The 18,609-nt window shown below is 67.8% G+C and carries 21 protein-coding genes and 2 pseudogenes; 13 read left to right on the top strand and 10 right to left on the bottom strand.

What is annotated here, in order from left to right; all coding sequences use genetic code 11:
- The coding region (locus ABSH63_RS14295; RefSeq protein WP_352888226.1) for an integrase core domain-containing protein at window positions 1–109 on the top strand (109 nt) is incomplete at its 5' end.
- A gap of 352 nt (window positions 110–461) precedes the next feature.
- Here the strand turns inward: ABSH63_RS14295 and ABSH63_RS14290 are convergent.
- Window positions 462–1,444, bottom strand: a pseudogene (locus tag ABSH63_RS14290) (IS5 family transposase).
- Between the two features lie 249 nt (window positions 1,445–1,693).
- On the opposite strand from ABSH63_RS14290, the pseudogene ABSH63_RS14285 reads away from it, so the two are divergent.
- The 4 genes and pseudogenes from ABSH63_RS14285 to ABSH63_RS14270 form a co-directional block, all read left to right on the top strand.
- Window positions 1,694–1,822, top strand: a pseudogene (locus tag ABSH63_RS14285) (hypothetical protein); the annotation flags it as partial.
- A 14-nt stretch (window positions 1,823–1,836) separates the two neighbouring features.
- Complete coding sequence (locus tag ABSH63_RS14280) at window positions 1,837–2,280, top strand: helix-turn-helix transcriptional regulator (RefSeq protein ID WP_352890576.1); 444 nt, start codon at window positions 1,837–1,839, stop codon at window positions 2,278–2,280.
- Between the two features lie 81 nt (window positions 2,281–2,361).
- Complete coding sequence (locus ABSH63_RS14275) at window positions 2,362–2,796, top strand: SRPBCC family protein (protein WP_352890575.1); 435 nt, start codon at window positions 2,362–2,364, stop codon at window positions 2,794–2,796.
- Window positions 2,796–3,563, top strand: a complete 768-nt coding sequence (locus ABSH63_RS14270; RefSeq protein ID WP_352890574.1) for an ABC transporter substrate-binding protein — start codon at window positions 2,796–2,798, stop codon at window positions 3,561–3,563. Before ABSH63_RS14275 ends, ABSH63_RS14270 begins: the two co-directional genes overlap by 1 nt.
- Here the strand turns inward: ABSH63_RS14270 and hisD are convergent.
- From hisD to ABSH63_RS14235, 7 genes are read right to left on the bottom strand one after another with little or no spacing between them, the layout of a single operon-like run.
- Complete coding sequence (hisD, locus tag ABSH63_RS14265; protein ID WP_352890573.1) at window positions 3,560–4,855, bottom strand: histidinol dehydrogenase; 1,296 nt, start codon at window positions 4,853–4,855, stop codon at window positions 3,560–3,562. The genes ABSH63_RS14270 and hisD overlap by 4 nt on opposite strands.
- Entirely contained in the window at window positions 4,852–5,478 is a 627-nt protein-coding gene (hisG, locus tag ABSH63_RS14260; protein ID WP_352890571.1) for an ATP phosphoribosyltransferase, read from the bottom strand. Before hisG ends, hisD begins: the two co-directional genes overlap by 4 nt.
- A gap of 56 nt (window positions 5,479–5,534) precedes the next feature.
- Window positions 5,535–6,281, bottom strand: a complete 747-nt coding sequence (locus ABSH63_RS14255; protein ID WP_352890569.1) for an NYN domain-containing protein — start codon at window positions 6,279–6,281, stop codon at window positions 5,535–5,537.
- Window positions 6,282–6,294: 13 nt separating this feature from the next.
- The gene (gene murA / locus ABSH63_RS14250; protein ID WP_352890567.1) at window positions 6,295–7,560 is read right to left on the bottom strand and encodes a UDP-N-acetylglucosamine 1-carboxyvinyltransferase; all 1,266 of its coding nucleotides are present in this window, start codon (window positions 7,558–7,560) and stop codon (window positions 6,295–6,297) included.
- A gap of 44 nt (window positions 7,561–7,604) precedes the next feature.
- A complete protein-coding gene (locus ABSH63_RS14245) occupies window positions 7,605–7,823 on the bottom strand; it encodes a BolA family protein (protein WP_352890565.1) in 219 nt (72 codons plus the stop codon).
- Between the two features lie 2 nt (window positions 7,824–7,825).
- Complete coding sequence (locus ABSH63_RS14240) at window positions 7,826–8,593, bottom strand: ABC transporter permease (RefSeq protein ID WP_352890563.1); 768 nt, start codon at window positions 8,591–8,593, stop codon at window positions 7,826–7,828.
- Complete coding sequence (locus ABSH63_RS14235; protein ID WP_352890562.1) at window positions 8,590–9,513, bottom strand: ABC transporter ATP-binding protein; 924 nt, start codon at window positions 9,511–9,513, stop codon at window positions 8,590–8,592. The genes ABSH63_RS14240 and ABSH63_RS14235 overlap by 4 nt, the downstream gene beginning before the upstream one ends.
- Before the next feature lie 79 nt (window positions 9,514–9,592).
- Between ABSH63_RS14235 and ABSH63_RS14230 the strand changes: the two genes are divergently transcribed.
- The 7 genes from ABSH63_RS14230 to lptB are packed head-to-tail and all read left to right on the top strand — an operon-like array spanning window position 9,593 to window position 15,405.
- Window positions 9,593–11,017, top strand: coding sequence for a cryptochrome/photolyase family protein (locus ABSH63_RS14230; RefSeq protein WP_352890560.1), 1,425 nt, complete (start codon window positions 9,593–9,595; stop codon window positions 11,015–11,017).
- Between the two features lie 36 nt (window positions 11,018–11,053).
- The gene (locus ABSH63_RS14225) at window positions 11,054–12,025 is read left to right on the top strand and encodes a calcium/sodium antiporter (protein ID WP_352890558.1); all 972 of its coding nucleotides are present in this window, start codon (window positions 11,054–11,056) and stop codon (window positions 12,023–12,025) included.
- A 34-nt stretch (window positions 12,026–12,059) separates the two neighbouring features.
- Entirely contained in the window at window positions 12,060–13,007 is a 948-nt protein-coding gene (locus tag ABSH63_RS14220; protein ID WP_352890580.1) for a KpsF/GutQ family sugar-phosphate isomerase, read from the top strand.
- Window positions 13,008–13,009: 2 nt separating this feature from the next.
- On the top strand, window positions 13,010–13,528 hold the full coding sequence (locus tag ABSH63_RS14215; RefSeq protein ID WP_352890557.1) for a KdsC family phosphatase: 519 nt from the start codon (window positions 13,010–13,012) through the stop codon (window positions 13,526–13,528).
- A complete protein-coding gene (gene lptC, locus ABSH63_RS14210) occupies window positions 13,525–14,097 on the top strand; it encodes an LPS export ABC transporter periplasmic protein LptC (protein ID WP_352890555.1) in 573 nt (190 codons plus the stop codon). Before ABSH63_RS14215 ends, lptC begins: the two co-directional genes overlap by 4 nt.
- Entirely contained in the window at window positions 14,081–14,677 is a 597-nt protein-coding gene (locus ABSH63_RS14205; RefSeq protein WP_352890554.1) for an LptA/OstA family protein, read from the top strand. Before lptC ends, ABSH63_RS14205 begins: the two co-directional genes overlap by 17 nt.
- Window positions 14,674–15,405, top strand: a complete 732-nt coding sequence (gene lptB, locus ABSH63_RS14200) for an LPS export ABC transporter ATP-binding protein (RefSeq protein ID WP_352890552.1) — start codon at window positions 14,674–14,676, stop codon at window positions 15,403–15,405. The genes ABSH63_RS14205 and lptB overlap by 4 nt, the downstream gene beginning before the upstream one ends.
- Here lptB and ABSH63_RS14195 read toward each other — a convergent pair.
- Window positions 15,395–16,276, bottom strand: coding sequence for an alpha/beta fold hydrolase (locus ABSH63_RS14195; RefSeq protein WP_352890550.1), 882 nt, complete (start codon window positions 16,274–16,276; stop codon window positions 15,395–15,397). The two genes, lptB and ABSH63_RS14195, sit on opposite strands and share 11 nt — an antisense overlap.
- Before the next feature lie 167 nt (window positions 16,277–16,443).
- Between ABSH63_RS14195 and ABSH63_RS14190 the strand changes: the two genes are divergently transcribed.
- A complete protein-coding gene (locus ABSH63_RS14190; RefSeq protein WP_352890548.1) occupies window positions 16,444–17,295 on the top strand; it encodes a mechanosensitive ion channel family protein in 852 nt (283 codons plus the stop codon).
- 66 nt (window positions 17,296–17,361) lie between these two features.
- On the opposite strand, the gene ABSH63_RS14185 is transcribed toward ABSH63_RS14190, so the two are convergent.
- Complete coding sequence (locus ABSH63_RS14185; protein WP_352890546.1) at window positions 17,362–18,573, bottom strand: argininosuccinate synthase; 1,212 nt, start codon at window positions 18,571–18,573, stop codon at window positions 17,362–17,364.
- Between the last annotated feature and the right edge of the window lie 36 nt (window positions 18,574–18,609).

Genomic DNA, 18,609 nt, shown 5'->3' with positions numbered 1-18,609 from the left:
GTGGATGCTCGAATACAACGAAGACCGACCCCATGACTCGCTCGGCGACATGACGCCAGTCGAGTATTCTCAAGCCGCCAGGAACTCTACTTTTGAACTGTCGCCTTGACGGGGAAGCTTACGGTGCTGCACGCGGCCAAGGCCATGACCATTAAAGCAACTGCGAATATTCGAGTGGCCGATGCGAGTTTGTTCATTGGTCGTCAATCTCCGTGCATATTACTGACCTCACGTCTGAAACCTCGGAGAGCCTATCCGACTCTCGGTTCGACGCACACTTTAGGCCCCTCGTAGTCGTAACATCGATGCCAATTGCAACTCTGCCAAAGGAAGGGAAAGTCTGAATAAGGCAGTCGAAGCTGCTCGCGCTGCTGAAGATGCGCGCTCGATTTCTGCTCGATGCGACTTTTCGCTGGCGATGCGTCTGTTCTGAAGCGTTCAAGCGCCATTTTCACCCTCCATCACACGCCATGGGCGATCTGCGGGCGCAATCCGCCTGTCATCGCCAGTAGCTTCCTGCGCACCATCCACAGATTCGCCAGCGCGAAGAGCGTCAGGACCTGTGCCGTATTCTTCGCCAGCCCTTTGAAGCGCACCTTCACGTCGCCGAATTGGCGTTTGATGACGCGAAATGGGTGCTCCACCTTGGCGCGGATGCTGGCTTTCTGACGTTCGGCCTTCAGCATCCTCTGCTTCTCGGGTCCATCGGGCATCGCATTGATCTTCTTCTTGCGTAGCGCGATCTCCCAGCGCAGATTCTTGCGCGCATATCGCTTGTCGGCATTCTGGTAGCCGTTATCCGCGTAGACGACCTCTTCCTTGCCGTGCAGCAGCTCGTCGGCGACTTCGACATCAGCCTCGTTGGCGGCCGTCGACACGACCGTGTGAACCAGACCCGAGTCGGCATCGACGCCGATATGTGCCTTCATGCCGAAGTACCACTGATTGCCCTTCTGCGTCTGGTGCATTTCCGAATCGCGCTCGCCGTCGGCATTCTTGGTCGAGCTCGGGGCCGAGATGATCGTGGCGTCGACGATGCTTCCCCGGCGCAGCAGCAGACCCTTGCGCGTCAGATGCGCGTTGACCCGTCGCAGAATCTCCGGCGCCAGGTCATTGGCTTCCAGCAAGTGCCGGACGTTGAGGATGGTCGTTTCGTCCGGGATCGCGCCTGTCAGCGACAGCCCGGCGAACTGCCGTAGTGATGCGATCTCGTACAGTGCCTCTTCCATCGCCGGGTCCGATAGGCCGAACCAGTTTTGCATCAGATGTATGCGCAGCATCGTCGGCAGCGGATACGGATGGCGGCCTCGGCCGGCGACCGGGTAGAACGGCTCGATCAGTGACAGCAGTGTCTTCCACGGCACGACCTGATCCGAATCACTTCCTTGCGCGTCTGCTCGCGCTTGCTCGCGTACTCCGCGTCACCGAAACCGATCTGCTTCAGCGCTTCCCTTGTCTCAGCGTCGGCGATCAGACCATCATCCGGACGGTCTTGTTCAGACTTTCCTTAGGGCCTCTCGGACATGTGCTGATGAACTGCTCGTCGCTCCTGGAAGCGGGCGCTCAGCTCCGGCGCTACATTCGCTTGCTGGGGCAGATCGGCGATCCGGTGCTCCGCATCGAGGGCGACCGAACCGAGCTGTTGTGGCTCTGGCCCTAGGACTCGCCCGCTGATTCCGCTGCAGCGCAGTACATGCTGGGCGCCCGGGCCCACTTCATGCGCTGGCTCGCAAACCGGCCGGACTTGCTCTTCGACGCCGACTTCCACTTTACCACGCCAGCGGCATGCGAAGCCTACGCCCAGGTATTCGGGGGCCAGGTGCGCTTCGACGCTGGATGCAGCAGGCTTCGCTTCCCCACAGCTTATCTGCAGCTGCCGGTGGTTCGGCTGATGCCGGCCTGCGCGCACTGGCCGAAAGCCAGGCCCAGGCCCTGCTGGCCACGCTGGGCCGTGAATCCGCCGTGCTGGACGAGATCAAAAGAGTGGTCGCCCGCAGGATCGCGAACGGACCGCCGACACTTGATGCCGTCGCCGTTGTCATCGGGCTCAATGCGCGCACGCTGCAGCGGCGATTGGCCGAAGAGGGCCTCTCGTTCCGCGATGTGGTCGAGGCCGTTCGTAAAGCCCAGGCCGAGCGCCTGCTGCGCTGCGCCGAACTGAGTTTGAACCAGATTGCATTCCTCCTCGGATACGCCGAGCAAAGCAGCTTCCACAGCGCCTTCCGTCGCTGGACCGGCCAGTCGCCCGGTGCTTGGCGCCGGACTCTCGCCACAGCGTAAAGCGAGCGCCGGCATCGCCCCTGTTTGGCCCGCGATTGGGTACAGTGCGTGCCTCGTCCGAGCCGCATAGAGGGGCCTTCGATGTCGCAGCAGCAGATCCGCCAGCACCTGCGCATCCGCGCGCCGATCGAGCGCGTGTTCGCGTTCTTTGCCGATCACGAGCGCTTCGTCACGCTGTTCGGTGCGCGCTGCCGCCGCATCGTCGACGGCCAGGACGAGCCCAATGGCCTCGGCTCGGTGCGGCGCATCGGCCGCGGGCCTTTGTCCTTCGAGGAGACCATCGTCACTTTCGAGAAGAACCGCCGCATCGAGTACGCGATCACGCGCGGCAGCCCGATCCGCAATCATCGGGGCACGATCGACTTTCGCGACGATCGCGGCGCCACCGTCATCGACTACGTGATCCGTTTCGAGCCGAAGATCCCGCTCACCGGCAGCCTGATCGCGCGCGGCCTGAAGCTGGCCTGGCGGCTGCACGCGCCCAAGGTACTGGCGCGGCTCGAAGACGGCGCCTGATGTTGCGCGTCGTCTCGCACACCTGCTCGAACACCGAGATCGTCTGCGCACTCGGCTGCGCGCACATGCTGGTGGCGGTCGACAGCGACTCCGACCATCCGCCCGAGATCGTGCAGTGCCTGCCGCAGCTCGGGCGCGATCTGAATCTCGATGTCGATGCGGTGCGTGCGCTCACACCTGATCTGGTGCTCACCTCGCTGACCGTGCCGGGGCACGAACGCATCGTCGACGCCCTGCAGGCCGCGGGTTTGCGCTGTCTGGTCATCGACCCGCAGAGCCTGGACGAGGTGTTCGCGAGCGTGCACGCCATTGCCGAGGCGCTCGGCGTGCCCGAACGCGGCCGTGCGCTCGCCGCGCAGATGGATGCGGCCATGCCGCCGCGACCGCAGGCGTCGGACGCGCCGCGGATTCTCGTCGAGTGGTGGCCCAAGCCGGTGATCGGCGCGGCGCGACGGTCCTGGGTGCACGATCTGATCGAGCGGGCCGGGGGCCGCAATGCGCTCGCCGCGTTCGACGCCAAGAGCGCGACCGTGGACACCGAGGCCTTGGCCGCGGTCGCGCCGGATGCGATCGTGATGTCCTGGTGCGGGGTCAGGGTCGAGAAATATCGCGCCGAGGTCGTGCTCGGCCGCGACGGCTGGGCGCAGACCGGCGCGCTGCGCGCGCGCCGCGTGTACGCGATCAGCGAGGCATTCCTCGGCCGCCCCGGCCCACGCCTGGTCGAGGGCTATCGGGCCTTGCGGTGCATCGTCGAGGAGGCGTCCTAGGCGCGGTCGCGGGCCGATTGCGCGTGCGCCTCTAGGCCCTCGGCGTCGGCGATGCAGCCGGCGATGGCGGCGAGCGGGCGCGCGCCCTCGGGCGTGCATTCGATCAGGCTGGTGCGCTTCTGGAACTCGTAGACGCCGAGCGGGTTCGAGAAGCGCGCGGCGCGCGAGGTCGGCAGCACGTGATTCGGTCCCGCGCAGTAGTCGCCGAAGGCCTCGGGCGTGTGGCGGCCGAGGAAGATCGCGCCGGCGTGGCGAATCTTGGGCAGCAGCGCGCGCGGATCATCGACCGCGAGTTCCAGATGTTCGGGCGCGATGCGGTTCGACACCGCACAGGCCTCGTCGAGATCCCGCGCCAGAATCAGCGCGCCGCGCTCGCGGATCGACACCTCGACGATGCCGGCGCGCGGCAGCGCGCGCAGGCGCTCGTCCATCGCCGTGGCCACGCGGTCGAGGAAGCCGGCGTCGGTCGAGATCAGGATGGCTTCGGAATCCTCGCCATGCTCGGCCTGCGAGAACAGGTCCATCGCGATCCAGCGCGGGTCGGAAGCGCCGTCGCTGATGACGACGATTTCCGACGGTCCGGCGATCGCGTCGATACCGACCTTGCCGAACACCGCGCGCTTGGCCGCGGTGACGTAGGCGTTGCCGGGGCCGACGATCTTGTCCACCGCTGGAATCGTCTGCGTGCCGTAGGCGAGCGCCGCCACCGCCTGCGCCCCGCCCACGGTGAACACGCGGTCGACACCGGCCAGATGCGCTGCCGCGAGCACGACTGGATTGAGTTCGCCGCCCGGCGCCGGCACGACCATGACGATTTCCTCGACGCCGGCGACGCGCGCCGGAATCGCGTTCATCAGCACCGACGACGGATACGCGGCCTTGCCGCCGGGGACGTAGATGCCGACACGGTCGAGCGGGGTCACCTGCTGGCCGAGCCGATTGCCGAGCCCGTCGGTGAACTCGAAACCCTGTAGCTTCTGGTACGCGGCGTAGGCGCGGATGCGCGTCGCCGCCTGTTCGAGCGCGTCGCGCAGCTTGGCGTCGAGCGCGTCCCAGGCCCGTTGGCGCGCCGCGCGCGGCACTTGCAGTTCGGCCGCCGATGACAGCGCGCGCCGATCGAAGCGATTGGTCAGCTCGACCAACGCAGCATCGCCGCGCGCACGCACGTCGGCGAGGATGGCATCGACCGCGCGCACCACCTCGGCGCCGGCTTCGGGCGCACGATCGAGCAGCGCATCGAGCTGCGCATCGAAGTCGGCCTCGCGGGTGTCGAGTCGGCGGATCTGCATCACTTCACCTTGGCGGCGATGCGGTCGAGCAGCGACCGGATCGCCGCGTGTTTCATCTTCATCGCTGCCTTGTTGACGACCATGCGTGAGGTCACCTCGCAGATGGTCTCGATCTCGACCAGGCCGTTGGCCTTGAGCGTGCCGCCGGTGGCGACCAGATCGACGATCAGATCGGCGAGGCCGACCAGCGGCGCCAGCTCCATCGAGCCGTAGAGCTTGATGATCTCGACCTGCTCGCCCTTGGCCGCGAAGTGGCGGCGCGTGATCGCCGGATACTTGGTGGCGACGCGCAGGCGGCGCACGCCATCCGGTCGCGGGCCGTCCTTCTTGGCGGCGACGGACAGGCGGCAGCGCGCGATACCGAGGTCCAGCGGTTCGTACAACGCCGCGCCGCCGTGCTCCATCAGCACGTCCTTGCCGACGATGCCCAGATCGGCCGCTCCGTGCTCGACATAGGTCGGCACGTCGGCCGGACGCACGATCAGCAGCGACACCTGCCGGTCACGCGAGGGTACGCGCAGCAGACGGTCGATGTCGCCGGCCGGTTCGAGACCGAGCTGCGCGAGCAGCGGCAGACTCTCCTCGAGGATGCGGCCCTTGGACAGGGCGATGGTCAGCGCGGTCATGACGGCGGGGCTGCGGGAAACCGGAGCGGGCGCAGATTGTAGCGGTGCACGCGCGATCAGTTCTTCTTGCGCCGGTCGCGCAGGTACAGGGTCTTCTGCCGGCCGTCGGCGGACTTGCGCTCGTCCACCTCGAACAGTGCCGTGGCGAGGACCAGCTCGCTGAGCTTCTTGAAGCCGTAGTTGCGCGCATCGAAATCCGGCGCCTGCTTGCTGATCAGGCTGCCGACGGCGCCCAGCCCTGCCCAGCCTTCGTCGTCGCTCGCGGCGTCCACCGCCTCGCGCAGCAGGCGCACGAGCTTGGCGTCCTGCTTGAGTGTCGCCGCCGCCTGCGGCGCAGACTTGGCGGCAGACTCGTCCGCCACCGACGCGCGCAGGACGTCGAGATAGATGAACTTGTCGCAGGCGGACACCAGCGAGCCCGGCGTCTTGCGCTCGCCAAAGCCGTAGACGGTCATGCCCGATTCGCGCAGGCGCGAGGCGAGCCCGGTGAAGTCGCTGTCGCTGGAGACCAGGCAAAAGCCGTCGAAGCGAGCGGTGTAGAGCAGGTCCATCGCGTCGATGATCATGCGTCCGTCGGTCGCGTTCTTGCCGGTGGTGTAGCGGAACTGCTGAACCGGCTGGATCGCGTGCTCGGCGAGCACGTCCTTCCAGCCCTTGAGATTGGGCAGCGTCCAGTCGCCGTAGATGCGCTTGACGCTGGCGACGCCGTACTTGGCGATCTCGGCGAGCAAGGCCCCGACGATGGCCGGCTGCGTGTTGTCGGCGTCGATCAGCACGGCGAGCTTGCGAATCGGTTCGGCCACGCGTGGCTGCGGTTCAAATGAGCCTGGACACGCGCTTGATCTTGGCGCCGAGCGCCGCGAGCTTGCCCTCGATGTCCTCGTAGCCGCGATCCATGTGATAGATGCGGTCGATGAAGGTCTCGCCGTCGGCCGCGAGCGCGGCGATCACCAGCGAGGCCGAGGCGCGCAGGTCGGTGGCCATGATCGGCGCCGCCTGCAGGCGCTCGCGCCCAGTGACGACCGCGGTGTTGCCCTCGATTTGGATGTCGGCGCCCAGGCGCATCAGCTCGACGGCGTGCATGAAGCGATTCTCGAAGATGGTTTCCTTGATCACGCCGACACCGTCGGCGACGCAGTTCAGCGCCATGAACTGCGCCTGCATGTCGGTTGGAAAGCCCGGATACGGCATCGTGTGGATGTTGACCGCGTGCGGACGCCGGCCACGCATATCGACTTCGATGAAATCGGCACCCGTTGCGATCTTTGCGCCCGCCTGCTGAAGCTTGACCAGCACCGCGTCGAGCATCGTCGGATCGGTGCGGTTGATGCGCACGCGCCCGCGCGTGACCGCGCCGGCGACCAGATAGCTGCCGGTCTCGATGCGGTCCGGCAGCACGCGATGGCTCGCCGCATGCAGCCTGGCGACGCCCTGCACGCGGATCGTCGTCGTGCCCTCGCCTTCGATCTTCGCGCCCATCGCGCGCAGACAGCGGGCGAGATCGACGACCTCCGGCTCGCGTGCCGCGTTCTCCAGCACGGTCTCACCGTCGGCGAGCACCGCCGCCATCATCAGGTTCTCGGTGCCGGTCACGGTGACCGTATCGAAGACGATGCGCGCACCCTTGAGCTTGCGTGCCCGGGCGTGGATGAAGCCGCCTTCGAGCGTGATTTCGGCGCCCATCGCCTCCAGCCCCATCAGGTGCAGATTCACCGGACGGGCGCCGATCGCGCAGCCGCCAGGCAGCGACACATGCGCCTCGCCGCGCGCGGCGACCAGCGGGCCGAGCACGAGAATCGAGGCGCGCATCGTGCGCACCAGCTCGTAGGGCGCGACGCAGGTGGTGATCGGCCGGGCGTCCACGATCATCTCGTGCGGATCGGGCTGTTCGACCGTGCAGCCCATCTGCGCGAGCAGCTTGCGCGTGGTGGCCACGTCCCAGAGCCGGGGCACGTTGGTGACGTGCAGCGGCTCGTCCGACAGCAGCGCCGAACACAGAATCGGCAGCGCCGCATTCTTGGCGCCGGAGGCGTCGATCGCGCCATCGAGCGGACCGTTGCCGGCGACGACGAACTTGTCCATGGACGAGCGTGTGAGACGTAAGACGTGAGTCGCGAGCCTGCGCCTCAGCTCGCCCGCGTGCGCAACTGCAGCGCGTGGATCTCGCGCCCCATGCGCTCGCCCAGCGTCGCGTAGACCATGCGGTGCTGGGCCAGCGGCGGCTTGCCGGCGAACGCGGCGCAGACGACCTCGGCCTCGAAGTGCTGGCCGTCGTCGCCGATCACGGTGGCCACCGCGCCGGGCAGGCCGGCCTCGATCAGCCGCTTGATCTCGTGTTTGTCCATGTTCATCTCTTGAGCTTGTAGCCGGTCACCAGCATCCACAGGCAGACCGCCGAGGCGACGACGAAAAAACCCGCGCACCAGACCAGACTCTGCCAGATCGGCACGTCGGCATGGCCGAAAAAGCCGTAGCGGAAGCCGTCGATCATGTAGAAAAACGGGTTGACGTGCGAGGCGTGATACCACAGCGGCGGCAGCGCATGCACCGAATAGAACACGCCGGACAGGAACGACAGCGGCATGATGACGAAGTTGGTGAACGAGGCGATGTGGTCGAACTTCTCGGCGATGATGCCGGCGATCATGCCGAGCGCGGCGAGTCCGGCGCCGGACAGCAGGAAGATCGCCAGCAGCGCCAGCGGCACCTCGATCGGCAGCGGCACGAAGAACAGCGTCACCGCGAGCATGGCCACCGCCACCAGGAACACACGCACCAGCGCGGCGATGATGTAGGCGCCGAACCACTGCAGCGGCCCGATCGGCGCCATCTGCACGAACACCAGATTGCCCATGACCTTGGACTGGGTCAGGCTCGACGAGGTGTTGGCGAAGGCGGTCTGGATCACCGTCATCATCACCAGACCCGGCAGCAGGAACTCGGTGTAGCTGATGCCCTCGTAGCTCGATGCACGGTCCTTGAGCGCCTGCGCGAACACCAAGAGGTACAGCAAGGCGGTGATCACCGGCGCGGTCACGGTCTGACCGAGCACGCTCCAGAAGCGCTTGATCTCCTTCTTCAGCAGCGTGACGAATGCGATCTGGTCCGGGCTCATGCCGCCACCCGTGCGCGCTTGCCGGTGAGGTCGACGAAGATGTCTTCGAGGTCGGGTTCGCGCGTGTGCACGTCCTCGATCGCGATACCGGCGTTCCTCAGCGTCGCGAACACGCCAGCGATCGAGTGCTTCGCGGTTTCGAGCTTGAGCTCGATGGCGCCGTTGACTTCACCCGCCACCAGCGGCTGCAAGGCTTCCGGCAGCACCGCGCCATCCGCGAGCTTGAGCCGCAGGAAACGGAACGGGTGACGCGCGAGCAGATCGCGCGTGGTCTCCACCACCTGCAGCGCGCCGTGATCGAGGATCGCGATGCGCCCGCACAGCTCCTGGGCTTCTTCCAGATAGTGCGTGGTCAGCACCACCGTGGTGCCACCCGCGTGCAGCTCGGTCATGAACTGCCACAGCGTGCGCCGCAGCTCCACATCCACACCGGCCGTCGGCTCGTCGAGGATCACCACCGGCGGCTTGTGCACCAGCGCCTGCGCGATCAGCACGCGACGCTTCATGCCGCCGGAGAGCGCACGCATCGAGGTGCCGGCCTTGCTGGCGAGGTCCAGCCGCTCGAGCATCTCGTCGATCCACGGCCAAGACTCGCGCCCGCAACCGTAATAGCCGGCCTGGATGCGCAGCATGTCGCGCACGTTGAAGAACGGATCGAACACCAGTTCCTGCGGCACCACGCCAAGGCTGCGCCGCGCCGCGCGAAACTCGCGCACGATGTCGTGACCCATCACCGCGATGTGCCCGGCGTCCATGCGCACGAGCCCGGCGATGATGTTGATCAGCGTGGATTTACCGGCACCGTTGGGCCCCAGAAGACCGAAGAACTCACCGCGCGCGATCGACAGCTCGATGCCGCGCAGCGCCTGCACCCGGCCGTAGGATTTGCGGACACCGGCGATGGAAAGGGCCGCCGTCATAGGGCGCGGATTATAGGCCTCGCCGCATCCGCGCGCCGGCTCGCGCGTACAGTCCGGTCAAACCCGCCCAAGCCCGCCGATGTCCGCCTGCCTACTCTGGTTCCGCCGCGACCTGCGCCTGAGCGACAACCCGGCGCTCACCGCCGCGCTCGCGCGCGGCACGCCGGTGATTCCGGTCTATATCCACGATCCCGAAGCCGAGCGGCCGTGGACACCGGGCGCGGCGTCGCGATCCTGGCTGCATCACAGCCTCACGGCGTTGGCCGCGGACCTGGCGGTGCGCGGCAGCTGCCTGATCGTGCGCCGAGGTCCGGCGCTCGACACCCTGCAGGCGCTGATCGGCGAGACCGGCGCGAACGCCGTGCTGTGGAACCGCCTCTACGAACCGGCGCTGGTGGCGCGCGACACCCGCATCAAGGCCGCGCTCAAGCGCGACGGCATCGAAGCCGGCAGCCACAACGCCGCGCTGTGGTGCGAGCCCTGGCAGATCGCGACCGGCAGCGGCGCGCCGTTCAAGGTGTTCACGCCGTTCTGGCGCGCGCTGGCGACGCGGCTGCCGGATGCGCCGATACAGCCGGCGCCGGAGCGGATTCCCGCACCGCGGGAGTGGCCGGCCGGCCTGTCGATCGACGAATTGGCACTGCGCCCGCAGCTCGCCTGGGATCAGGGCTTCTACGCGATCTGGCAGCCCGGCGAAGCCGGCGCGCTGGCGCGCCTTGCGTCCTTCATCGACGACGGCCTGCACGGCTACCGCGACGCGCGCGACCGACCGGCCGAGGGCGGCGTCTCGCGGCTGTCGCCGCACCTGCACTTCGGCGAGATCGGCCCGCGCCAGGTGCTGCGCGCGGTGCAGCGCGCGCGCGCCGGCGGCGAGGTGCCGGAACGCGACGCCGAACACTTTCTGCGCGAACTCGGCTGGCGCGAGTTTGCGCACCACCTGCTGCATCACTTCCCCGAAACGCCGGACGCGCCGCTGAACCCAGGCTTTGCGGCGATGCCGTGGCGAGCCGTGCGCGACCACGAGGCCGAGCTGCGCGCCTGGCAGCGCGGCCGCACCGGCATTCCCATCGTCGATGCCGGCATGCGCGAACTGTGGGCGACCGGCTGGATGCACAACCGCGTGCGCATGATCGTCGCCTCGCTGCTGACCAAGAACCTGCTGATCCCCTGGCAGCACGGCGCGCGCTGGTTCTGGGACGCGCTGGTCGACGCCGATCTGGCCAACAACACGTTGGGCTGGCAGTGGGTCGCCGGCTGCGGCGCCGATGCCGCGCCTTACTTTCGCATCTTCAACCCGGTGCTGCAGTCGCGGAAGTTCGATGCCACCGGCCGCTACATCCGCCGCTGGGTGCCGGAACTCGCCGATCTGTCCGATGCGGCGATCCACGCGCCGTGGACCCTGGGCGCCGACGCGCCGCGCGGCTATCCGCCACCCATCGTCGACCTCGGCGCCAGCCGCCAGCGAGCGCTCGATGCCTATGCGCGGATGCGCGCGGCGGGCTGATAAGCTAGCGCCCCGCTTTTTCGCTGGAACCCCTCTATGCTGCTGTCGTTCGCGGCCGTCGTCGCCGGTCTGGTGCTGCTCGTCTGGTCGGCCGACCGCTTCATCCACGGCGCTGCGGGTCTTGCGCGCGCCGTCGGCATCTCGCCGCTGGTCGTCGGCATGGTCATCGTCGGCTTCGGCACCTCGATGCCCGAAGTCGCGGTCTCCACGCTCGCCGCCCTGCAGGGCAGCAACGGCATCGCCATCGGCAATGTGGTGGGTTCGAACATCTGCAATGTCGCGCTGATTCTCGGTGTCAGCGCCCTGGTGCGGCCGATCGCGATGACCTCCGGCGTACTGCGCAAGGAAATCCCCATCACCACGGCGGTGAGCGTGCTGCTGGTGATGCTGGTGCTCGACGGCGCGCTGACCCGACTCGACGGCGCCGTGCTCGCCGCCGGCTTCGTCGCGATGCTGATCTGGATGCTGCGCACCGCGCGCACTCAGGCCGACGACCCGCTGCTGGTCGAGCAACAGGCCGAGCTGCCGCCGGCGCTCACCACTGGCCGCGCGCTGATGTGGATCGCGATCGGCCTGCCGCTGCTGATCATTGCTTCGCAACTGCTGGTCTGGGGCGCGGTCAACATCGCCCGCGAACTGGGCGTCTCGGATCTGGTGATCGGCCTGACCATCGTCGCCGTCGGCACCAGCCTGCCGGAACTGGCCGCCAGCATCACCGGCCTGCTCAAGAACGAGAGCGATCTGGCGATCGGCAACATCCTCGGGTCCAACCTGTTCAACATCCTGTTCATCCTGATGGCGCCGGCGTTCATCGCGCCGGGGCCGATCCCGGACGCGATGCTGCTGACCCGCGACCTGCCGGTGATGGTCGGCCTGATGCTGATGCTGTGGGCGATGGCCGCGAGCCCGCTTGGCGGACGCCTACTCATCCGCCGCGTCGAGGGCGGCCTGCTGCTCACGGTCTACGTCGCCTACAGCCTTATACTCGCGCTGACCGCCAGCCACTGACGCAAGGACTTTGGACGTCGCCACCCTCAAGGCCATGGGCCGCCGCGCCCTCGAAATCGAGCGTGATGCGCTCGAAGCCCTGCTGCCGCGCATCGACGAGCGCTTTGCGCGCGCCTGCGAGCTGATGTTGGCCTGTACCGGCCGCGTCGTCGTCATCGGCATGGGCAAGTCCGGGCACATCGGCGGCAAGATCGCGGCCACGCTGGCCTCGACCGGCACGCCGGCGTTCTTCGTGCATCCCGGTGAGGCCAGCCACGGCGATCTGGGCATGATCACGCGCCAGGACGTCGTGCTGGCGATCTCGTACTCCGGCGAGACCGCCGAGATCATCACCCTGCTGCCGCTGCTCAAGCGCCTGCAGGTGCCGCTGATCGCGATGACCGGCAAGCCGGCATCGACACTCGCCCAGGCCGCGGAAGTCCACCTCGACGTGTCGGTGGCGATGGAGGCCTGCCCGCTCAACCTCGCGCCGACCGCGAGCACGACGGCGACGCTGGCGATGGGCGATGCGCTCGCGGTGGCGCTGCTCGAAGCGCGCGGTTTCACGCCCGAGGACTTTGCGCTGTCGCATCCGGGCGGCTCGCTCGGCCGCCGCCTGCTGCTCAAGATCGCCGACGTGATGCACAGCGGCGATCGCCTGCCGACCGTCGCCGAGACCGCGACCCTGTCCGAGGCCCTGCTCGAAATGACGCGCAAGGGCCTGGGCATGACGGCGATCGTCGATGCGTCGGGAACCGCGCTCGGCGTGTTCACCGACGGTGACCTGCGCCGCGTGCTCGACGCCGGCATCGACGTGCGCAACACACCGATCCGTGAAGTCATGACCCGCGGCGGCAAGTCCATCGGCCCGCAGCAGCTCGCCGCCGAAGCGGTCGCGCTGATGGAAAAGCACAAGATCACCAGCCTCTTGGTCAAGGACGAGTCCGCACGACTCGTCGGCGTCGTGCACATGCACGACCTCTTGCGCGCCGGAGTGGTCTAGGCGTGGCCCGGCTCGATGACGACCAGCTCGCCGCGCGTGCGCGGCAGATCCGCTGCCTGTTCCTCGACATCGACGGCGTGCTTACCGATGGCCTGCTCTACATCGGCCCCAACGGCGAGGAGACCAAGACCAATTTCGTGCGCGACGGTTACGGCATCAAGCTCGCGCTGCGCCAGGGGCTGCAGATCGCGGTCATCAGCGGGCGGCCGTCGGCGTCGATGCAACGGCGTCTCGAATGGCTCGGCATCCGCCACATCGCGCTCGACACCCAGGACAAGGAGCCGGCCTACCTGCGCATGCGCGATGCGCTCGGCCTCGCCGACGCGCAGTGCGCACACCTCGGCGACGACGTGCCGGACCTGCCGCTGCTGCGCCGCGTGGGCCTGGCGATGACCGTCGCCGATGCGCACGACAGCGCGCTGGCCTGCGCACACTGGGTCAGCCGCAGTGCCGGCGGTCGTGGCGCGGTGCGCGAAGCCATCGACCTGATTCTCGGCGCGCAGGGGCGGCTGCCGGCATGAGCGATCGCGGCGACCGCGGCAACCTCTTGCTGCCGACGCTGGCCGCGCTGGCGCTCGTCGCCGGCTGGCTCGCCTTACGGGGTTTCCAGACACCGATCGAGCCGCCCACCGAGATCGCCCAAGCGCGTCCGCGCTATCACCTTCAGGATGCGCACTGGCAGCGTTTCGACGAAAGCGGCGCACCACTGTTCGTGCTCGCCGCCGCGGACTTGGACTACTTCGACGATGCCTCGATGCAGCTCGCCGGCGTGCGCTTGGACACCTACGCCGACGAAGGCAACTGGCGCCTCGAAGCGGATCGCGGCATGGTGCCGGCCGGCGAGACCCGCCTGCGCCTGGAACCGCTGGTCGAGCTGCGCGGTGCGCGCGAGCACAGCGGACGCATCGCGCTCAAAACGCCGACGCTGTGGGTCGACTGGCGGGCGCGCACGCTGAGCACCGACCAGCCGGTCGAGGCCAGCACCGCCGCCGGCAGCACGCTAAAGGCCCGCGGCCTGCGCGGCGACTGGGCCGGCCGCCATGTCGAGTTCCTCGACGCCGTTCGGGTGCGCCATGTGCTGCGCGACTGAACGCCTGCGCCGGCTGGGCGCCGCCGCGCTGCTCGCGCTGGCGACGATCGGCGCGCACGCGCAGGCGCCCACGCCGACGCCGGCGGACGACACCCGCGCGCTGCGCCCGACCGGCCCGGTGACGCTGACCGCGAACCGGGGGGAATGGACCGAGGGCGGCGAGATGCGCTACGAGGGCAACGTCGCACTCGAATCCGACACGCTCAAGCTCAGCGGTGAGCGCATGATCGTGACCCAGCATGCCGATGGCAGCTTCGTCGCACAGATCCTCGGCGCGCCGGCGCGGCTCGACCATCGCGCACGCGAGGGCGCGCAAGGCATCGCCGGCCAGAGCGTCACCGCCGAAGGCGAGCGCATCGATTACGACTCGCGCAGCGGCGTCGTCCAGCTCCAAGGCCGGGCGCGTCTGCTGCGCGGCGGCGATGAAGTGGCGGGCGAACGCATCGACTACATCATCGCCGAGCGCCGCGTGCGCGCCAGCGGCGGCCGCGGTCAGGTGCGCATCGTCATCCAGCCGCCGGCGCGCGGCGAAACCGCGACACCGTCACCGACGCCTACGCCCGAGGCACCCGCACCGTGAGCGCCTCGACGCTGCGCGCGGACGCGCTGGTCAAGCGCTTCAAGAAGCGCACCGTGGTGCGCGAGGTCTCGCTGCGCATCGAGGCCGGCGAGATCGTCGGCCTGCTCGGCCCCAACGGCGCCGGCAAGACCACCTCGTTCTACATGATCGTCGGCCTCGTCCCCGCCGACAGCGGCCGCATCGAACTCGATGGCCGCGACATCACGCGGCTGCCGATGCACGCGCGCGCGCGCCTTGGCATCGGCTATCTGCCGCAGGAGGCGAGCGTGTTCCGCACGCTCTCGGTCGAGGACAACATCCAGGCGATTCTCGAACTGCGAGAAGACCTCAAGCGCGCCGAACGCAAGCAGGAACTCGAACGCCTGCTCGGAGAACTGCACATCACCCACATCCGCGATGCCGAAGGCCAGGCCCTGTCCGGCGGCGAGCGCCGGCGCGTGGAGATTGCGCGCGCGCTGGCGGCAAACCCAAAGTTCATCCTGCTCGACGAGCCCTTCGCCGGCGTCGACCCGATCGCGGTCGGCGACATCCAGGGCATCGTGCGCCAGCTCAGCGCGCGCGGCATCGGTGTGCTGATCACCGACCACAACGTGCGCGAAACGCTCGGCATCTGCGGCCGTGCCTACATCCTCGCCGAGGGCCGCGTGATCGCCGAGGGCCGGCCCGACGCCTTGCTGCACGACGATACCGTACGCCGGGTCTACCTCGGCGATTCGTTCAGGCTGTAGCGCTGCGCTGCTTATCCAAAAAGCCGATCACCTCGTCGGCAAAGCGCAGTGGTTGCTCACAGTGCATGAAATGCCCGGCGCCTTCGATGCGCGCCAGCTCGTAGCCGGCGCCGAAGTACTGCGCCTGATCCTCGAACATCTCCGCGCCGATGCAACCATCGTTGACGCCGCAGATGAGCTTGGCCGGCACCGGCAGCGGTGCGAGCAGCAGCTTCCACAGCTGCCGGTCGGCGAGCGTTCGCGGCAGCGCTCGGTAATAAGCCAGCGCCGCGGAGCAGTACGCCGGCCGCGACAGCGTCGCGATTACGGGCGCCAGGTCGGCGTCGGTGAAACCCCAGCGCGGCGACCAGCGCCGGATCAGCGCGCGCAGCCAGGCAAAGTCGTCGCGCACGATGCGCGCCTCGGGAATGCGCGGAATCTGGAAATAGCCCATGTAGCGCGAGCGCACGAGCTGACGCAGCGTGGGCCGCAGCAAGAATCGCCGCAGATGCGGCACCGCGGCGGCGACGATGGCCGGCACGCGTGCCGGCGCGCGCGCCGCAGCCACATAGGCGGCGGCCGCGCCCCAGTCGTGACCGACCAGCACGGCACGCTCGGCGCCGAGCGCATCGATCAGCGCCAGCAGGTCGTCGGCGATCGTCGTCAGGCGATAGTCGCCGTCGGCGGCCAGCCCACTGGGCGCATAGCCGCGCAGAAACGGCGCAACCGCGCGATAGCCCGCCTGGGCGAGCCGGCGCATCACCGGCCGGAAGCTGTACGCCGTGTCGGGAAAGCCATGCACGCAAAGCACCAGCGGGCCCGCACCGCAAGACAGATACGCGAGCTCGACATCGCGCACCTGCGTTGTCCTGACGTCGTCATCGAGTCCCATACGTTTCCCTTCCGATCGATACCCGGCCGGGGTGTGACCCCTGTGCGATAATGCCGCCGCATTGTCGCCGGCGCATCCGCAGGCTCGACGCCTGCACGACGACACTCGGCCGCGCCGCCCGTCGCGATGCGACGCCCCCTGAAGATCACCTCACAAGGAGGCCGTAGATGGAGTTTTCCTTCGAAGCACTCAAAAACCCGGAACGCTGGCTGGACATCGGCCTGCCGATACTCGGGCACGTCCTTGCGGCGCTCGCCGTCTTCTTCATCGGCCGCTGGATCACCGCGGCGCTGGTGCGCTTCGTACACGCGGCGATGCTGCGCGCGCGCATGGACGAGACGCTGGCGAACTTCCTGTGCAACGTATTGCGCGGTCTGGCGCTCGCCGTCGTCATCATCGCCGCGCTGGGTCAGCTCGGCGTCGAAACGACCTCGGCGGTGGCGATGCTCGGCGGCGCCGCGCTCGCCGTGGGCCTGGCGCTGCAGCAACAGCTCTCCTCGTTTGCCGCCGGCGTGATCCTGATTCTGTTCCGACCGTTCAAGCGCGGCGACTTCGTCAACATCAACGGCACGATGGGCGTCGTCGAGGAGGTCAAGATCGTGCACACCGTGCTCAAGACGCTCGACAACCAGCTCGTCTACGTTCCGAACGCCAACATCACCACCAACAACATCACCAACTTCAGTGCGCTGCCGACGCGCCGCATCGATCTGACCGTGGCCATCGGCTATGGCTCGGACCTACGCAAGGCCAAGGCCGTGTTGCAGCAACTGATCGACGAAGAGCCACGCAAGCTGCCGGAGCCGGCGCCGACGATCCAGGTCAAGGAGCTGGCCGACAGCTCGGTGAACTTCGCCGTGCGCTTCTGGGTGAATTCATCCGACTGGTGGACGACGCTGTGCGACATGACCGAGCGCATCAAGCTCGCCTTCGACGAGCACGGCATCGAGATTCCGTTCCCGCAGCGCAGCGTGCATATCGAAGGGCTCGCCGAGCTGCTGCCCAAGCGCCCCGCCTGAAGCACGACGCCATGAACAACCCGCGCGCCGACGAAGTACGCGGGCTGTTCGTCGGCGATTCCGACCTCAGCGCTGGTCGCGCTTGGCGCCGGTGCGCAGACGCAGGCCGTTCAGACGGATGAAGCCTTCGGCGTCTTTTTGGTTGTACGCCCCCCGGTCGTCCTCGAAGGTCGACAGCGTCGCATCGAACAGCGAGTCCTTGGAACGGCGGCCGGCGTTGTAGACGTTGCCCTTGTAGAGCTTGAGGCGCACCTCACCGTTGACCTTGACCTGCGTGTCGTCGATCAAGGCCTGCAGCGCGCGCCGCTCAGGGCTGAACCAGTAGCCGTTGTAGATCAGCTTGGCGTAGCGCGGCATGATCTCGTCCTTCAGATGTGCCTGTTCGCGGTCCAGGCACAAGGATTCGATCGCGCGGTGCGCCTTGAGCAGAATCGTGCCGCCGGGGGTCTCGTAGCAGCCGCGCGATTTGATGCCGACATAGCGGTTCTCGACGATGTCGAGCCGGCCGATGCCGTGCTTGCCGCCCAAGCGGTTGAGTTCATCGAGCACGCCGTAGGGCGTCATGCGCCGGCCGTTGACCGCCACCGCGTCGCCGCGCTCGAACTCGACGGTGATGTATTCCGGCTGGTTCGGCGCATCCTCGGGATTGACCGTCAGGCGCCAGATGTCGTCCGGCGGGCACCACCACGGGTCTTCCAGACCGCCGCCCTCGTAGCTGATGTGCAGCGCGTTGGCATCCATCGAGTACGGCGAGCCGCCGTCCTTCTTCTTGGCGATGGGAATGTTGTGCTGCGCGGCGTAGGCCAGCAGTTTCTCGCGCGAGTTCAGATCCCATTCGCGCCACGGCGCGATGACCTTGGCCTGCGGCCACAGCGCGTAGGCGCCCAGCTCGAAGCGCACCTGATCGTTGCCCTTGCCGGTGGCGCCGTGGGCGATCGCATCGCAACCGGTTGCGCGCGCGATCTCGACCAGACGCTTGGCGATCAGCGGGCGCGCGATCGAGGTGCCGAGCAGATACTCGCCCTCGTAGATCGCGTTGGCGCGGAACATCGGAAACACGAAGTCGCGCACGAACTCCTCGCGCAGATCGTCGATGAAGATCTCCTTCACCCCGAGCTGCTGCGCCTTGGGCCGCACGTGATCGAGTTCCTCGCCCTGGCCGATGTCGGCGGTGAAGGTCACGACCTCGGCCTGGTACACGTCCTGCAGCCACTTGAGGATGACGGAGGTGTCCAGGCCACCGGAATAGGCGAGCGCGATCTTGCGCGGTTTGCTCATGGGAGTTCGGCTGCTGATGGCCACGGCGGAAGCGAC

It is taken from the genome of Sinimarinibacterium thermocellulolyticum (assembly GCF_040327995.1).
Lineage (GTDB): Bacteria > Pseudomonadota > Gammaproteobacteria > Nevskiales > Nevskiaceae > Solimonas > Solimonas thermocellulolyticum.
Note: the sequence above shows the minus strand (reverse complement) of the source record. Positions and strands in the feature narration are given on the sequence as shown.

Excerpts from the sequence above, each read along its gene's own strand:
- ABSH63_RS14195 (WP_352890550.1), bottom strand. The coding sequence starts at position 16,276 with ATGGGACTCGATGACGACGTCAGGACAACGCAGGTGCGCGATGTCGAG.
- ABSH63_RS14280 (WP_352890576.1), top strand. The coding sequence starts at position 1,837 with ATGCAGCAGGCTTCGCTTCCCCACAGCTTATCTGCAGCTGCCGGTGGT.
- ABSH63_RS14240 (WP_352890563.1), bottom strand. The coding sequence starts at position 8,593 with ATGAGCCCGGACCAGATCGCATTCGTCACGCTGCTGAAGAAGGAGATC.
- ABSH63_RS14230 (WP_352890560.1), top strand. The coding sequence starts at position 9,593 with ATGTCCGCCTGCCTACTCTGGTTCCGCCGCGACCTGCGCCTGAGCGAC.
- ABSH63_RS14270 (WP_352890574.1), top strand. The coding sequence starts at position 2,796 with ATGTTGCGCGTCGTCTCGCACACCTGCTCGAACACCGAGATCGTCTGC.
- ABSH63_RS14245 (WP_352890565.1), bottom strand. The coding sequence starts at position 7,823 with ATGGACAAACACGAGATCAAGCGGCTGATCGAGGCCGGCCTGCCCGGC.
- ABSH63_RS14220 (WP_352890580.1), top strand. The coding sequence starts at position 12,060 with ATGGGCCGCCGCGCCCTCGAAATCGAGCGTGATGCGCTCGAAGCCCTG.
- ABSH63_RS14205 (WP_352890554.1), top strand. The coding sequence starts at position 14,081 with ATGTGCTGCGCGACTGAACGCCTGCGCCGGCTGGGCGCCGCCGCGCTG.
- hisG (WP_352890571.1), bottom strand. The coding sequence starts at position 5,478 with ATGACCGCGCTGACCATCGCCCTGTCCAAGGGCCGCATCCTCGAGGAG.
- lptC (WP_352890555.1), top strand. The coding sequence starts at position 13,525 with ATGAGCGATCGCGGCGACCGCGGCAACCTCTTGCTGCCGACGCTGGCC.
- ABSH63_RS14185 (WP_352890546.1), bottom strand. The coding sequence starts at position 18,573 with ATGAGCAAACCGCGCAAGATCGCGCTCGCCTATTCCGGTGGCCTGGAC.
- ABSH63_RS14190 (WP_352890548.1), top strand. The coding sequence starts at position 16,444 with ATGGAGTTTTCCTTCGAAGCACTCAAAAACCCGGAACGCTGGCTGGAC.
- ABSH63_RS14235 (WP_352890562.1), bottom strand. The coding sequence starts at position 9,513 with ATGACGGCGGCCCTTTCCATCGCCGGTGTCCGCAAATCCTACGGCCGG.
- murA (WP_352890567.1), bottom strand. The coding sequence starts at position 7,560 with ATGGACAAGTTCGTCGTCGCCGGCAACGGTCCGCTCGATGGCGCGATC.
- ABSH63_RS14225 (WP_352890558.1), top strand. The coding sequence starts at position 11,054 with ATGCTGCTGTCGTTCGCGGCCGTCGTCGCCGGTCTGGTGCTGCTCGTC.
- ABSH63_RS14275 (WP_352890575.1), top strand. The coding sequence starts at position 2,362 with ATGTCGCAGCAGCAGATCCGCCAGCACCTGCGCATCCGCGCGCCGATC.